The organism is Amycolatopsis sp. NPDC051758, assembly GCF_044453095.1.
Lineage (GTDB): Bacteria > Actinomycetota > Actinomycetes > Mycobacteriales > Pseudonocardiaceae > Amycolatopsis.
On the sequence record NZ_JBITCJ010000011.1, the window covers coordinates 1 to 14,565 of the forward strand.

Sequence of the window (14,565 nt, forward strand, 5' to 3'; positions counted from 1 at the left end):
GCGGGGGGGGGGGGGGGGGGGGGGGGGGGGGGGGGGGCCCGCGGGGGGGGGCCCCCCCGCGGGGGGGGGGGGGGGGGGGGGCGGGGCGGGGCCCCCCCCCCCCCCCCACGACGCGGGACGGAAGCTCAGGGTCTGGCCGGGGCGCAGTTGCGCGGCGAGGTCGAGGTCGTCCTCTTCGACAACGGCGATCACCGGGTAACCACCGGTGGTCGGGTGGTCGGCGTGGAACAGGATCGGCCGGCCCGACGGTGGCACCTGCAGCGACCCGGGCACACACGCCTCGGACGGCAGCTCGTCGGTGCGGACCCGCCGGAGCGGCGGGCCGGTGAGCCGGATGCCGACCCGATCGGAGTCCGGCGAAACCGTGTACACAGTGGACAACAGCTCGTCCGGCGAAGCGAACCAGTCGCGACGCGGTCCCGGCGTCACGCGCAAAACCGGCGACGACGGCAGCGAAGCACGGGGAGCCAGGTCGACCACCGGGAAGCCGAGCGCCGCGTCACCCACCGGCAGCAGCATCCCGGCCGTCACCGGGGGCGGGCCCAGCTTGCCGAGCGTGTCGGTCGCCCGCGAGCCCAGCACCGGTGCAACGTCGATCCCGCCGCGGACCGCGACGTAACACCGCAGGCCCGCGGAAGCCGTGCCCAGCGCGAACTCCTCGCCGGGCCACAGCGTGATCGGGGAATTCAAGCCGCCCTTCGACAGCGGGCACAGTGCGCCGGTCACCGCCACCGTCGTGACGCTCGAAGCACGCAGCACCAACCCGCCGAGCGTCACCTCGAGTGCCGCGGCGCCCGGCGAATTCCCGACGAGCCGGTTGGCCAGCCGGAACGACCCGCGGTCCGCGGCGCCCGACCGGCCGACGCCGAGTGCGGCGTGCCCGGGCCGGCCGAGGTCCTGCACCGTTGTCGTGAACCCCGGCCGGACGACCTCGAGCTTCACGACGTCACCGCCGAGAACCGGACGCGGGTGCCGGGTGGCAGCAGGTTCGGCGGCTCGCGCTCGACGTCCCACACCGGCACGTCCGTCCGGCCGAGCAGCCGCCAGCCGCCGGGCGACGCGCTGGGGTAGACCGCGCTGTACTCGCCGGCGATCGCCACCGAGCCGGCCGGGATGCGCGTGCGTGGTGACGACCGGCGTGACACGTGCAGCCGAGTGTCCAAACCGGACAGGTAGGCGAATCCTGGCGCAAAACCGCAGAACGCCGAGACGTACGAACCCGCGCTGTGCCGCTCGATCACGGAAGCCACGCTGAGACCGGCCTCGGCCGCGACGTCTGCCAGGTCTTCACCGTCGTACACCACCGGGATCACCACCTCGCCGGAAGCGGAAACCGCCGTGTCCAGAGGGGACACCTCGCGCAGCACGGCACCAAGCCGGTCCGCGGTTGTCACCGCCGGATCGAAGCGCACCAACAGCGTCCGCGCCGCCGGGACCAGCTCCTCGACGCCGGCGATGTCCAGTGACGTCACCGCTGCTTGGTAGCCCAGCACGTCGTCCAGTTCCACGAGCACCGCGCGCCGTCCGCACGGCAGCAGCCGGACGGTCATCCGGTGAACGCGGTGAGCGCCACGTCCGCGCCGGTCAGGCCGTCGCGGATCCGCCGGGCCAGCTCCACCGCGCCCGGCGTGTCCCCGTGCACACACAGGGAATCCGGGCGCAGGTCGAGCTTGCTGCCGTCGGCCGTCACGACCCCGCCGCCGGTCGCCATCACCACCGCGCGCTCCGCCACGGTGGAAGCGTCGTGCAGCACCGCGCCGGGCTGCTTGCGCGAGACAAGCCGGCCTTCGGCGGTGTAGGCGCGGTCGGCGAACGCCTCGGCGTACGCCACCACCCCGGTTTTTTCCGCCTGCCGCTGCATTTCCGAGTCCGGCAGGCAGAGCAGCGCGAGCGCGGGGTCGTACCGGCGCAGGCCGGCGACGATCGCCGCGGCCTGCTCCGGGTCGCTCGCCGCGGTGTTGTACAGCGCGCCGTGCGGCTTCACGTACGTCACGCGGCTGCCGGCCGCGCGGGCGAACGCGTCGAGGGCGCCGATCTGGTAGAGCACCTCGTCCGCCAGGTCGTCGGGCGCGATGTCGAGCGCGCGCCGGCCGAACCCGGCCAGGTCGCGGTACCCGACGTGCGCCCCGATCGCGACGCCGCGCTCGGCCGCCAGCTCGCACACCCGCCGCATCACCGACGGGTCGCCGGCGTGGAAGCCGCACGCGACGTTCGCGCTGGTCACGATGTCGAGCATGGCTTCGTCGTCGCCCATCTTCCAGGCGCCGAAGCCCTCACCGAGATCACTGTTCAGATCCATCTCAACCCACCCGGTATTCGCTGTCGTGCCGGTCGGTGACGAACATGTACCCCGGCGCGTGGGTGATCGCGAACGGCGGACGTGACGCCATCAGCGCTGCCTGCGGGGTGACCCCGCAGGCCCAGAACACCGGGACGTCACCGGGGTGCGCGTCCACCGGATCGCCGAAGTCCGGCCGGGAAAGGTCTTCGATCCCGAGCGTACGCGGATCGCCGATGTGCACCGGGGCGCCGTGCACCGACGGCATCGCGCGGGTGATCCGGATGGCGTCGTCCACCCGCTCCTCCGGGATCTGCCGCATCGAAACGACCATCGGGCCGAAGAGCCGTCCGGCGGGTTCGCACTGCCGGTTCGTCACGTACATCGCGACGTTGCGGCCCTGGTCGACGTGCCGCAGCGGGATGCCCTCGGCGGCCAGCGCCGTCTCGAACGTGAAGCTGCAGCCGATGGAGAAGGCGACCATGTCGCTGCGCCACAGACCGGTCGCGTCGGACACCTCGCCGGCCAGCACGCCGTTCTGCCAGATCCGGTAACGCGGCAGGTCGGTGCGCAGGTCCGCGCCCTCGGCGAGCCGGGTGGCAGGGTCGCCCGGGTCGGTGACGTCGAGCAGCGGGCACGGCTGCGGGTTGCGGGTGCAGAACAGCAGGACGTCGTAGGCCCAGTCCTCGGGCACGGCGATCAGGTTGGTCTGGGTGAAGCCGTTGGCCCAGCCCGTGGTGGGGCGGGCGTTGCCGCGGCGGAACACCGAGCGCGCCTGCGCCGGGCTGAACGTCGCGGGCTGGTCGAAGGTCGTCATGAGCTCCCCCTCAGTCGACAAGTTCGATGCCTCGGGTTTCGGGCAGGCCCAGCAAGGCGAGCACGGCGATGCCGTACCCCAGCGCGCCGAACACGATCGCGCCGCCCGCGCCGAGGAAACCCACGACGGTCGGGAAGATCGCGCCGACGGCCCGGCCGAAGTTGTACGTGAAGCCCTGCCCGGTGCCGCGCAGCGTCGTCGGGTACAGCTCGGCCAGGTAGGCGCCGAAGCCGCTGAAGATCGCGGACATCGAGAAGCCGAGCGGGAAGCCGAGCACGAGCACCAAGCCGTTGGCGCCCTTGGGGATCTGGGTGTACGCGACGATCAGCCCGGCCGACAGGATCGCGAACGTCAGGAAGGTTTTCTTGCGCCCCATCAGGTCCGTGAGGTAACCGCCGCAGACGTACCCGACAAAGGCCCCGGTGATCAGGAAGGCGAGATAGCCGCCGGTGCCGATCACGGTCAGCTCGCGCGTCTTCTTCAGGTAGGACGGCAGCCACGTCGAGATCGTGTAGTAGCCGCCCTGGACGCCGGTGGCCAGCAGCGCGGCGAAGAACGTCGTGCGCAGGAGGTCACCCTTGAAGATCTGGCGGAGCGTGCCCTTGGGGCGTTCGGCCTTCAGTCGTTCCTCGGCGCGCGGCGCGTCTTTGACGCTCTTGCGGACCCAGAGCACGAGCAGCGCCGGGATGACGCCGGTCCAGAACATGATCCGCCAGGCGACGTCGTCACTCGCGACGGTGAACACGACGGTGTAGACGATCACCGACAGGCCCCAGCCGACCGCCCACGCGCTCTGCACGAACGCCACGGTCCGGCCGCGGTAGCGGGACTGCGAGTACTCGGCGACCAGCGCCGCGCCGGCGGCCCACTCGCCGCCGAAGCCCAGGCCCTGCAGGGCGCGGAAGATCAGCAGCGTCTCGAAGTTCGGTGCGAACCCGCAGAGCACGGTGAAGATCGTGTACATCGCGATGGTGATCTGGAGCGTGCGGACGCGGCCGATCCGGTCGGCCAGCATGCCGGCCCCGACCCCGCCGACGGCCGAGACGACCAGCGTCGTCGTGCCGAGCAGGCCGGCTTCGCCGCTCGAAATGCCGAAGTACACGGTGATCGCGGCCAGGCCGAGCGGCAGGGTCTGGTAGTCGAACGAGTCCAGGCCGTAGCCGCCGAACGCGCCCACGAAGGCGCGGCGTCCGCGTTTGCCGAGTGTGCGGAACCAGTCGAACGGCCGGGCCTCGGTTGCTGTGGCAGTCATGTCGGGCACCTCCTGGCCAGTGTCTCATCGTGGCGTGCCTCACACAGTAGGGATTGTTGAACAATTCCACAAGACGGCAATTACATCGTCCTCAGTGTGACGGGTACCATCGGTGAGGTGGTCATCGAAGACAGCGCAGTCCCGGGCCTGGAGGCCGATCGTGGCCTCGTCAGCCGCAAGAGCACGGCCGAGCGGGTGGCCGGCGTCCTCCGCAAGCGCATCGCGGAGGGCTTCTTCCTGCCCGGCGGGCGGCTCTCGGAGCAGGACATCGGCAACGCGCTCGGCGTCTCGCGCAACACGCTGCGCGAGGCGTTCCGGCTGCTCACGCACGAGCGCCTGCTGGCCCACGAGCTCAACCGCGGGGTCTTCGTCCGCATCCCGAGCGTCGAGGACGTCGTGGACATCTACCGCGTCCGCAAGATCATCGAGTGCGCGGCGGTCCGCGAGGTGACGGCGAAGCCGGCGTCCTTCGCCCGGATCCGCGAGAAGGTCGAGATCGGCGACGAAGCCGCCCGGACGGGCAACTGGAAGGACCTCGGCACCGCGAACGTCTGGTTCCACCAGGAGCTGGCCGCGCTGTCCGGGAGCGAGCGGATCAACGAGCTGGTCGGCCGGCTCACCGCCGAGCTGCGGCTGGTCTTCCACATCATGGCCGAGCCGCGCCGCTTCCACGAGCGCTACCTGCCGCGCAACCACGAGATCCTGGACCGCATCGAGGCCGGCGACGGTACGGGTGCGGAGCAGCTGCTGATGAAGTACCTCGAGGACGCGGAGGAGCAGCTGGTCGGGGCGTATGCCGACCGCGCCGACGCGGCCCGGGCGGCGATGTCCGAATAGCTGGGGTCGGCGCGGTGGTTGGGCGCGAGGCGTGGCCGTTCGGGCACCGTCGGCGTCCGGACGGGCCGAGCACTCGTCTTGACCGGGTCCGGCTGGATAACCTCGGGGCGGTTTCGCCGCCGGAGACCCCCAGCGGCAGGCGAGACCACCCGGCTGCCGGGTCGCGGCCTCCCCAGTGCCGCGGCCCGGCAGCCCCAGAACCCAAGATGCCGTCAAGGCCACCTTGCGGGCGTCAGACGCCCATAAGGTGGCCTTAACGGCATTCGAGGGGGAGCGTCAGCCGGCGTAGCGGGCGAAGATCCGCGTGAAGTCCCACGCCTGCTGGGAAACGCCCGAACACGTGTCGTCGTTCGGGTAGGCGCCCGGGCACGGGCGGTCGCGGTTCGCGGACCAGAACGTCAGCCGGGCCAGGTGGTGCGTGTTCGCGTAGGCCAGGATGGTGGTGAAGTCGTTGAGCGTGACCGTCTCGTTGTTGTCCGTGATGCCGTTCATCGACGAGATGCCCATGTGCCGGTAGGCCGTGTCGTCGTCGTAGCCGTAAGCCGACTTGACGACGTTCTTGAGGCCCTCGGCGGCCCGCTGCGTCAGCGTGCCCATGTTCTGGCCGGCGCCGCCGAAGTCGAACGGCATGATCGTCCAGCCGTCCACCGTCAAGCCCGCCGAAGCCGCCCGGTTCACCAGGCTGTTGTCCGGTCCGGACTGTCCGGTGCCGAACGTGACGTACAGCTTGATGCCCGGGTTGTTCGCCCGCACCGTCTTCAGCGCGTCGACCGTGCGCTGCTGCACCGTCGGGTTGCTGTAGGCGTCGGCCTCGATGTCGATGTCGATCGCCTTGAGACCGTAGGCGTTGATCACCTTCTGGTAGCCCGCCGCCAGCTCACCCGCGCTGCCGCACGACGACTCCAGCTTGTTGCCGGAGTACCCGCCGAACGACGGGATGACGTCGCCGCCGCCCGCGCGCACCGCGTTGATCGTGTTCTGGTCGACACCGCCGGTGAGCGCCCGGCCGCCGTCCCACATCGGGTTGCAGTAGCCGTTGGACAGGACGAACGCCAGCGTGAACCACTTGACGCCGGTGGCGTTCTGGATCGTCTGCGGGCTCGGCGGGTTGCCCCAGCCGTTGTAGAGGTACGGCGCGACGGCCATCACGCCCGGCCCGGTCGGCGGGGTGGTGCCGCCGCTGGGGAGCGTCCACTGCTGGTTGGCCGTGCTCGCGCACGTCCAGATCTGCAGCCGCGTCCCGTTGGCACTCGAGTTGCCGGTGGCGTCGAGGCACTTCCCCGACCCGGTGTTGACGAGGTTCTTCGCCGCGTTGGCCGTCCACTTCTGGGCGTTGGAACCGTTGCAGTCCCAGAGCTGGATGGTCGTGCCGTTCGCCGTGCCGGCGCTGGTCACGTCGAGGCACTTGCCCAGCGCCTGCAGGGATCCGTCGGACCCGACCGTCCACTGTTGAGCGTTCGAGCCGTTGCAGTCGTAGAGCTGGATCGCCGTCCCGTTGGCGCTGCTGGCCGCGTTGACGTCGACGCACTTGCCGGCGATGCCGGTGATCGGGCCGGTCGCCGCCTGCGCGACACCCGGGGCGAGCACCAGTGCCGACGCCGCCGCTACGAGAGCGCCGAATGCTGCGAGTTTCTTCATGCGGGCACGTTCCACTTCTGGTTGGCGGCCCCGGTGCACGTCCAGATCTGCAGCCGGGTGCCGTTCGCACTCGAATTGCCGGTCGCGTCGAGGCACTTGCTCGACGCCGCCCCGACGATGTCCCGGGCCGCCGTGGCCGCCCATCTCTGGTTCGCCGTCCCGCCGCAGTCCCACAGCTGCAGCTGGGCACCATCCGCTGTGGACTGTCCGGTCACGTCGAGGCACTTGCCGAGCGCGCGGATCGTGCCGTCGGTGCCGACCGTCCACTGCTGCGCACCCGAGCCGTTGCAGTCGTAGAGCTGCACGGCCGCGCCGTTCGCGCTGCTGGCGTTCGCGACGTCCAGGCACTTGCCGCCGAGGCCGGTGATCGGGCCGGTCTTGCCGGTGCTGCCGCCGTTGCCCTGGTTGCCGGCCCAGGTGAACGTCGCCGACGTGTGGCCGGGCAGGTTGTAGGTGAACGAGGAGTTGCCCCAGTTCACCCGCACGCTCTGGTTGCCGGTGCTGGTGTTGTACGCGATCAGCGCCTTCGAGCCGTCCGGGTTCTTCCACGCGACGTTGCGGACCGTCGAGTTGTCGTTCGAGTCGATCCGGACCGCGCCCGGCTTCACGAACTTCGTCAGGTGACCCATCGTGTAGTACTCGACGGTGTAGTCGACCTGGCCGTTGCGGCCGTCTCCGTTGTGGACCGTCACCAGGCCGGTGCACGTGTCACAGCCGCCGTTGTGCGGGTTGTGCGCCTGGTCCATCGCCAGGCTCCACTTGGTGACCGTGCGGCTCCAGTTGCGCGTGTAGTCGACGATGTTCGTCATGTCCTCGGCCTGCTGGTTCGACACCCAGGTGCCGCCCGAGTGCTCGGTCGAGTACGCGTTCACGCTCGGGTACTGGTTGTGCACGGTCGTCTGCTGCGAGACGTTCCCGCCGTAACCGTGCCAAGCCATGCCGCCGAAGTTCGGGTGGCTGCGGATCGCCGCGTCGTCCATTGTGGGCGCCGCGAAGGACTGGTACTGGTCCCAGTTCCAGTCGAGCGCGAGGACCTTTGTGGACAGTCCGGCGTTCTGTAGCGCGGGCAGCAGGTTGGTCTTGGTGAAGTACGCCAGGCCCGCGCCGTTCCAGTTGGTCGACGGGTAGCTCGCGCAGCACGTCGGCTCGTTCTGCACCGACAGGTAGTTGATCGGCACGCCGGCGGCCTGGTAGGCCTGGGCGTACTTGACGAAGTACTGCGCGTAGGCCGGGTAGAACTGCGACTCGACCCAGCCGAGCAGGTAACTGTCGTTGTCCTTCATCCACGGCGGCGCGCTCCACGGCGACGCCATGACCTTGATCTGCGGGTTGAGCTGCAGCGCCTGCTTGGTCAGCGGCAGGACGTCGGTCTGGTCGTGGGCGATGGAGAACTTCGTCAGGTTTGGGTCGGTCTGCCCGGCGGGCACGTCGTCGAACGTGTAGCTGTAGCGCGCGATGTCCGACGCGCCGATCGGGTTGCGCAGGAAGCTGATGCCGATGCCCGCGTTGGGGTCGAACAGCTTCTGCATGACCGAGTTGCGCGTGCTGGCGCTGAGCAGGTTGCTCGAGTTGAGCAGCCACGCGGCGGAGTCGGTGAACGACGCGCCGGCGCCTTCGAACTGTTGGTAGGTCGTGTTTTCGTTGACGTTGATGGTCTGGCCGCCGGTCCCGGTGCCCGCGGTGAAGCTGATCGGTGTCTGCTGCTGCAGGCCGCGGGTGACGTTGACACCCTTGGCGTCGTCGGTCGTGGTGAGCCAGACGTTCACGGTCTCGCCTGCGGCTTGCGCAGGCACGGCGAAGGTGGCGGCCGCGAGCGCGGTCACACCCAGTACGGAAAGGAGAGAGCGTTTTCTCATGGGAGTGTCCACTTCTGGTTCGCGCCGGTCCCGCAGGTCCAGATCTGGAGCCGGGTCCCGTTGGCGGAGGTGTTGCCGGTGGCGTCGAGGCACTTGCCGGAGCCGGCGTTCACGAGGTTCTGCGATCCGTTGGCCGACCACTTCTGCGCGTTGCTGCCATTGCAGTCCCACAGCTGGATCGGGGTGCCGTTCGTGGTGCCCGCGCTGGTGACGTCGAGGCACTTGCCGAGTGCGCGGATCGTGCCGTCGGTGCCGACCGTCCACTTCTGAGCGGTGGAGCCGTTGCAGTCGTAGAGCTGGACGGCGGTGCCGTTGGTGCTGCTGGCCGCGTTGACGTCGACACACTTGCCGCCGATGCCGGTGATCTGCCCGCCGCCACCGGTGGGCGGCGTGGTGGTGCCGCCGGCGAACTGCGTGGCGACCTGCTCGCCGAGGCTGGTGGCGTTGGCGTGGTTCTCGATCGGGTTGACGTGCGTGTTCGGGAACACGATGTACGTCACCGGGCCTTCGGTGCCACCGTTGCTCGGGTCCGGGTTGATGCCGAGGTTGACCGCCGTCGCGTAGGACGCCTCACCGATGATGCTGGTCGGCCCGGTGTCGCCGACCACGGCGTAGGTGACCTGGTTGTTGTAGATCACCGCCACGACCGAACCGCCGTCGATGCCGTAGTTGCGGTAGTCCCATGTGGACGTCGGCTGCGGCAGGACGATGTAGGGCAGCTGCGCGGCGTTGAGCGGCTGGTCGGTCGAGGTGTGGAACGCGGTGTCGGGGTAGAAGCAGCAGTCGGTGTCCTCATTGCACTGTGTGGTTCGGACACCGTCGCAGTCGATGTCCATGTCGGCCTTGAAGAACACCGCACCGTTGGCCTGGCAGACGGGCACGGTGGCCGCGCCGCCTTCGTCGAAGGAGTACTTGCCGTTCGAGATCTGCTGGCAGGACGTCGTCTTCGCGAGCAGCTGGCTCGCGGACGGGCCCGCCTCGACCGCGGCCTGCGCCGAACCGGCCGCCGTCAGGTAGGAAAGCGCTATCAGGGCACCGCCCAAAAGCGCCAGGAGCTTTCTCCGCACTGGATTCTCCTAGGGAAAGAGGGTGCGACGACCAGGCGGACCGAGCCGGCCCGCCTGGTCGAGGGGGTCAGATCAGGGCGTGGTCCACTTCTGGTTGGCGCCGCCGCCGCAGGTCCAGATCTGCAGGCGGGTGCCGTTCGCACTCGAATTGCCGGTGGCGTCGAGGCACTTGTTCGCGTTGGGGTTCACGATGTCCTTGGCCCCGCTGATCGCCCACTGCTGGGCGGCGGTGCCGTTGCAGTCGTAGAGCTGCACCGCGGTGCCGTCGGCGGTGCCGGCGGCGTTGACGTCCATGCACTTGCCCAGCGCCCGGATCGTGCCGTCGGTGCCGATGGTCCAGTTCTGCGCCGCATTGCCGTTGCAGTCGGTGATCTGGATCGGCGTGAGGTTGGCGGTGCTGGCGCCCGCGACGTCGACACACTTGCCACCGATGCCGGTGATCCGCCCGGTGCGCCCGGTCGGCGGGGTGCCGCCGCCGGTGTCGTTGGTGACGTGCACGTAGTCGACGACCAGCTGCTGCGGGAACTGCGTGCTGCTGTTGGGGTCACCCGGCCAGTAGCCACCGACGGCGAGGTTCATGATGAGGAAGAAGCCGTGGTCGTAGACCCAGCGGTTGCCGTTCAGGTCGGACGGCGTGCGCGTCTGGTAGAGGTTGCCGTCGACGTACCACTTGATCTGGTTCGGGGCCCAGTCGATGGCGTAGGTGTGGAAGTCGTCGGAGAAGTTGGGGCCGCTGTACCCCGCGCCGATCCCGCCGGCGCCGGAGTAACCCGGGCCGTGGATGGTGCCGTGCACGGTGTTCGGCTCGAACCCGACGTTCTCCATGATGTCGATCTCGCCGTCGGTCGGCCAGTTGCCGCCGCCGAGCATCCAGAACGCCGGCCACATGCCCTGCCCGCGCGGGAGCTTCATGCGCGTCTCGAAGTGGCCGTAGGCCTGGGTGAACTTGCCGGCGGTGTTCAGCCGTGCGGAGGTGTATTCGCAGCGGCCGTACCAGCAGTTGTAGTTGCCGGGGTTTTCGCGCTTGGCCGTGATCACGAGGTGGCCCTGGCCGTCGAGCTGGGCGTTGTTGGTACCGGAGGTGTAGTACTGCCGCTCGTGGTTGTTGACGTTGTCGCCGGTTTCGAGCTGCCACTTCGACCCGTCGACGGCGGCGCCCGCGGGGCCGTCGAAGTCGTCGGTGAAGGTGGCCGCGGCTTCGGCCGCGGGCGCGGACAGCGCTTGCTGCCCGGCGAACAGGAGGGAGGCAGCGGCGAAGAGTGCTGCTGCTCTTCGGAACTTGCGGAACTTCGAGGTGGACATCGTTGTCGCCTCTCTCACCGTGGGGACCGGCGTTCCGCGCGCAGCACGGAACGCGGGGAGGGGAGGTGGCCTCGCATGCCGGGGCGGCGGCAGGCGCGACCGAGCGTCGCCGCGGCTCGCGACCCGGGGCGGGGTGGGTCACGGACGACGGCGGGTGGGCTTTGTTGTGTCTGGCAACAAAGTATGCATGGTCCAGACAAGCCGGGCAACCGTCGGACGGTCATTTTTTTTCAACCCGAATTAAGGGTGGGCGGGTGACGTCGCCGGGCGGTTGGAGCGCTGGTGAGGGTGGTTCCCGGTGAGTGGGGCACGGTCTTGTCCACAGGCCTTCGGGGTTGTGGACAGGTTGGTTGCCGGGGTGGGTTTGCGCCGGGGTTTGTCGGGGGGTGTCGATACGCTGGAGCGGGGATGGTCCCCCTGGGAGGGCGGGCCCTGCTTGGGGGCGGTGATGGGGCTTTGCCGCGGCAGGGTTTCCGCGCGGTCGCGCAGTCGCCCGGCGACCGCCAAGGGCCGGGCAGACCGGAGTGCCGGTGCAGCCGATCGCGAGTCGGTTACCGACTTTGCCGGAATCCTGCCGGGGAGGGCGGGCCTGCTTCCCGGCGGTGATGTGGCTTAACCGCCGCAGGGCATCCACAGAGTTGCCGAGTTGTGGACAGGTGAGCTGTCGGCGCGGGCTTGCGCCGGGTTCTGTCGGGCGGTGCCGATACGCTGGAGCGGGGATGGTCCCCCTGGGAGGGCGGGCCCTGCGTTGGGGGCCACGAGTGGGGAAACCGGATCCGGTCTCAGGCCGCGTCGGAGTCCGGAGCGCTCGGCTTCGCGATCCGCGACGTCGCCCCCTGCTCCAGCAGATCCGCCACCGGCAAGGTCGCCGCTCCCGTTGCCACGGCGTCCAGCCCCAATGACCCCAGCTGGATCGACGTCTGGCTGAACGGATGCCGCAGCGCGTGCTCGCCCGCTGCTTCCCGGATCTGCGGCAGCAGCTGCTCGCCCAGGGCCAACCCTGCCCAGCCGCCGATCACGATGCGCTCCGGGTTGAACAAGTTGATCAGGTTCGCGATGCCCGCGCCCAGGTAACCGGCGGTTTCCTCGAGGACGCGCGACGCCGTCTTGGACCGAGGGGCCGCTGCGAGCAGGGCTGCGAACTGGGCCTGCTCGTCCTCGCCCGGGACGTCCTTGCCGCGCACCCGCCGGTACCGCGCCAGCACCCCGCCGGCGCCGATGTACGCCTCCAGGCACCCGCGCGCGCCGCAACGGCAGTCCTGTCCGCCGTACGCGATCGTCGTGTGGCCCCACTCGCCCGCGCTGCTCGTCGAGCCGCGATACGTCGTGCCGTCGGTGACCACTGCCGCGCCCACGCCCGAACCGATCAGCGCTATCACCGCGTGCTTCGCCCCGCGGCCGGCGCCGAACCACATCTCCGCCTGGCCCTGTGTCTTCGCGCCGTTGTCGATGAACAGCGGGAGCGTCACGCCGGCGTCCTGCAGCAGCGACACGAACGGCACCGCGTCCCAGCCGACCGTCGGCGCGTGCACCAGGACCTGCGCACCCTGCTCGACCGTGCCCGGCACGCCGATGCCGACGCCGAGCACCGCCGAGTCGTCGATGCCCGCGCTCGCGAACACCTCACGCAGCCCGGACGTCACCTGCGCGACCGCGGTTGCCGGGTCCGGCGCCTTCGGCAGCGGGTGCTCGACCGTCGCGAGCCGGTTCATCGCCAGGTCGAACAGCTCGACCTTGACGCCGGTTTCGCCGATGTCGACGCCCGCGACGTGGCCGTACGCCGGGTCGACGCGCAGCAGCACACGGGGCCGTCCGCCGTCGGACTCGACCTGGCCCGCTTCGGTGATGAGCCGTTCTTCGCCCAGTTCGGCGGTCACGTTGCTGACCGTTGCGGCACTCAATCCGGTGAGCTGGCTGAGTTCGTGCCTCGACAGCGGGCCGTCGAAGTACAGTTTCGACAGCAGCAGGGATCGGTTGTGCCGCCGCAGATCGCGGACGGTGGTGCGCTTGCTCGCCATGGGCAACCCATCTGAACTCTTACCGGCTCACTGACAGGATGCCTGATCACCGTAAGTTGTGGCTATGTATTAAGTAGTGAACTAAGTCCCGAACTGATGGTCGCACGGCCGGTGTCTGGCACAATCCCCACGGTGACCCAGGTGGTACGCCAGACGACCAGAGACCTCCGGCGGCACAACCGCGCGGCACTCCTCTCCTCCCTGTACCTCCGAGGCCCCGTCAGCAGGCTGGAGCTAGTAGCTGAATCGGGACTATCGGCCGCCACCGTTACCAACGTCGTCTCCGAGCTCATCGCGGACGGCGTTGTCGCGGAGGCGGGCTCGGTCGAATCCGACGGCGGCCGGCCCCGGACGCTGCTGGCCGTCCGGCCCGACTTCGGGCACGTCGTGGGCGTCGACGTCAGCGAGACGCACGTCGAAGTCGGCCTGTTCGACTGTGCGCTCGGGACCCTCGGCACGGTACGGCACCCGCTCGTCGGCACCCGGCTCGATCCGGACGAAGTGGCCGGATTGGTGCGAACCGGCATCGCTGAAGTGCTCGAAGGCGGCGAACCGGACGCGGTGTTCGGCGTGGGCATCGGCGTGCCCGGCGCGGTCCGCGACGGCGGGATCGTGCACGCGCCCACCCTCGGCTGGCGCGGTGTGGCCTTCGCCGACCTGATCCGCCCGCACATCGACGCACCCCTTCACCTCGACAACCGCGCCCGCACGCTCGGCCAAGCCGAGACCTGGCGTGGCGCCGGCCGAGGCGCCGAACGCGCCATCGTCGCGCTGCTGGGTGTCGGGGTCGGGGCCGCCGTCGCCACGGCCGGGCCGTCGCACCCGGGCATCACCACGAGCGAGTGGGGCCACACCGTCGTCAAGGCGGCCGGGGCGGCCTGCCGGTGCGGCTCGCACGGCTGCCTGGAGGCCTACGTCGGCACCGAGGCGATCGTCCGTCACTACGCCGGCCGCGTCGGCAAGGAACCGGTCATCGGGGACGAAAGCGACGCCGAGCTGGCCCGCATCGTCGCCGAGGCGACCGTCGACGGCCCGGCCGCCGAGGTGCTCGCCGAGACCGGCGAATACCTCGGGATCGGCATCGCGAACCTGATCAACCTGCTCAGCCCCGACCGGGTGGTGCTTTCCGGCTCGGCGGGGGCGATCATGGGACCGGCGATCCTGCCCGCGGTGCGTGACGCGGTGAGCCGGCACGCGCTCGACTACCTGGCGGGCCGCACCGAGGTCGTCCTCGGCCGGCTCGGGCCCGAGGCGGTGGCGCTCGGCGCGGCGACCCTGCCCATCGCCCAGCTGCTCGCGGCCGGCGGCCGGAGCGGCTGAAACCCTTGCGCCGCAAGGAGTAGCACCTGAGGCAGCCCATAGTGGTCAGTTCTTTTAGTACTTAAACTTAGGCACAAAACGTTACCACCGTGTTATTGACGTGACCCGAGTCACCCGGGTTGACTTCGGGGCGTCGTTCGGTCGCCGGCGGTCGGGGCTCGCTACCAGTCGACACCAAGC

The 14,565-nt window shown here is 69.9% G+C and carries 11 protein-coding genes and 1 pseudogene; 2 read left to right on the plus strand and 10 right to left on the minus strand.

All coding sequences use genetic code 11. The features are described from left to right. Window positions 1-111 precede the first annotated feature (111 nt). The 5 genes and pseudogenes from ACIA5G_RS39995 to ACIA5G_RS40015 all read right to left on the minus strand — a co-directional run. A pseudogene (locus ACIA5G_RS39995) lies at window positions 112-942 on the minus strand (biotin-dependent carboxyltransferase family protein); the annotation flags it as partial. Continuing rightward, on the minus strand, window positions 939-1,550 hold the full coding sequence (locus tag ACIA5G_RS40000; RefSeq protein ID WP_395933076.1) for an allophanate hydrolase subunit 1: 612 nt from the start codon (window positions 1,548-1,550) through the stop codon (window positions 939-941). The pseudogene ACIA5G_RS39995 and the gene ACIA5G_RS40000, both read right to left, overlap by 4 nt. After that, window positions 1,547-2,299: a LamB/YcsF family protein gene (locus ACIA5G_RS40005; protein ID WP_395933078.1), complete on the minus strand. Its 753-nt coding sequence runs from the start codon at window positions 2,297-2,299 to the stop codon at window positions 1,547-1,549. The genes ACIA5G_RS40000 and ACIA5G_RS40005 overlap by 4 nt, the downstream gene beginning before the upstream one ends. A gap of 1 nt (window position 2,300) precedes the next feature. After that, window positions 2,301-3,095 carry a putative hydro-lyase gene (locus tag ACIA5G_RS40010; RefSeq protein WP_395933080.1) on the minus strand — a complete coding sequence of 265 codons (795 nt, stop codon included), beginning with the start codon at window positions 3,093-3,095 and terminating at the stop codon, window positions 2,301-2,303. A 10-nt stretch (window positions 3,096-3,105) separates the two neighbouring features. After that, window positions 3,106-4,347 carry an MFS transporter gene (locus ACIA5G_RS40015; protein WP_395933082.1) on the minus strand — a complete coding sequence of 414 codons (1,242 nt, stop codon included), beginning with the start codon at window positions 4,345-4,347 and terminating at the stop codon, window positions 3,106-3,108. A gap of 117 nt (window positions 4,348-4,464) precedes the next feature. On the opposite strand from ACIA5G_RS40015, the gene ACIA5G_RS40020 reads away from it, so the two are divergent. Beyond that, entirely contained in the window at window positions 4,465-5,184 is a 720-nt protein-coding gene (locus tag ACIA5G_RS40020; protein WP_395933781.1) for a GntR family transcriptional regulator, read from the plus strand. Between the two features lie 276 nt (window positions 5,185-5,460). Here the strand turns inward: ACIA5G_RS40020 and ACIA5G_RS40025 are convergent, their stop codons facing one another. The 5 genes from ACIA5G_RS40025 to ACIA5G_RS40045 form a co-directional block, all read right to left on the minus strand. After that, on the minus strand, window positions 5,461-6,822 hold the full coding sequence (locus ACIA5G_RS40025) for a ricin-type beta-trefoil lectin domain protein (RefSeq protein WP_395933084.1): 1,362 nt from the start codon (window positions 6,820-6,822) through the stop codon (window positions 5,461-5,463). Then, complete coding sequence (locus ACIA5G_RS40030; RefSeq protein WP_395933086.1) at window positions 6,819-8,678, minus strand: ricin-type beta-trefoil lectin domain protein; 1,860 nt, start codon at window positions 8,676-8,678, stop codon at window positions 6,819-6,821. Before ACIA5G_RS40030 ends, ACIA5G_RS40025 begins: the two co-directional genes overlap by 4 nt. Continuing rightward, window positions 8,675-9,745, minus strand: a complete 1,071-nt coding sequence (locus ACIA5G_RS40035) for an RICIN domain-containing protein (RefSeq protein WP_395933088.1) — start codon at window positions 9,743-9,745, stop codon at window positions 8,675-8,677. The genes ACIA5G_RS40030 and ACIA5G_RS40035 overlap by 4 nt, the downstream gene beginning before the upstream one ends. Before the next feature lie 72 nt (window positions 9,746-9,817). Continuing rightward, window positions 9,818-11,047, minus strand: coding sequence for a family 16 glycosylhydrolase (locus tag ACIA5G_RS40040; protein WP_395933090.1), 1,230 nt, complete (start codon window positions 11,045-11,047; stop codon window positions 9,818-9,820). A gap of 782 nt (window positions 11,048-11,829) precedes the next feature. Continuing rightward, on the minus strand, window positions 11,830-13,065 hold the full coding sequence (locus ACIA5G_RS40045) for an ROK family protein (protein WP_395933092.1): 1,236 nt from the start codon (window positions 13,063-13,065) through the stop codon (window positions 11,830-11,832). Between the two features lie 132 nt (window positions 13,066-13,197). On the opposite strand from ACIA5G_RS40045, the gene ACIA5G_RS40050 reads away from it, so the two are divergent. Next, on the plus strand, window positions 13,198-14,385 hold the full coding sequence (locus tag ACIA5G_RS40050; RefSeq protein WP_395933094.1) for an ROK family protein: 1,188 nt from the start codon (window positions 13,198-13,200) through the stop codon (window positions 14,383-14,385). Window positions 14,386-14,565 lie beyond the last annotated feature (180 nt).

Coding starts and splice junctions, on each gene's coding strand:
- ACIA5G_RS40030 (WP_395933086.1), bottom strand. CDS start 8,678: ATGAGAAAACGCTCTCTCCTTTCCGTACTGGGTGTGACCGCGCTCGCG.
- ACIA5G_RS40010 (WP_395933080.1), bottom strand. CDS start 3,095: ATGACGACCTTCGACCAGCCCGCGACGTTCAGCCCGGCGCAGGCGCGC.
- ACIA5G_RS40015 (WP_395933082.1), bottom strand. CDS start 4,347: ATGACTGCCACAGCAACCGAGGCCCGGCCGTTCGACTGGTTCCGCACA.
- ACIA5G_RS40025 (WP_395933084.1), bottom strand. CDS start 6,822: ATGAAGAAACTCGCAGCATTCGGCGCTCTCGTAGCGGCGGCGTCGGCA.
- ACIA5G_RS40045 (WP_395933092.1), bottom strand. CDS start 13,065: ATGGCGAGCAAGCGCACCACCGTCCGCGATCTGCGGCGGCACAACCGA.
- ACIA5G_RS40005 (WP_395933078.1), bottom strand. CDS start 2,299: ATGGATCTGAACAGTGATCTCGGTGAGGGCTTCGGCGCCTGGAAGATG.
- ACIA5G_RS40000 (WP_395933076.1), bottom strand. CDS start 1,550: ATGACCGTCCGGCTGCTGCCGTGCGGACGGCGCGCGGTGCTCGTGGAA.
- ACIA5G_RS40040 (WP_395933090.1), bottom strand. CDS start 11,047: ATGTCCACCTCGAAGTTCCGCAAGTTCCGAAGAGCAGCAGCACTCTTC.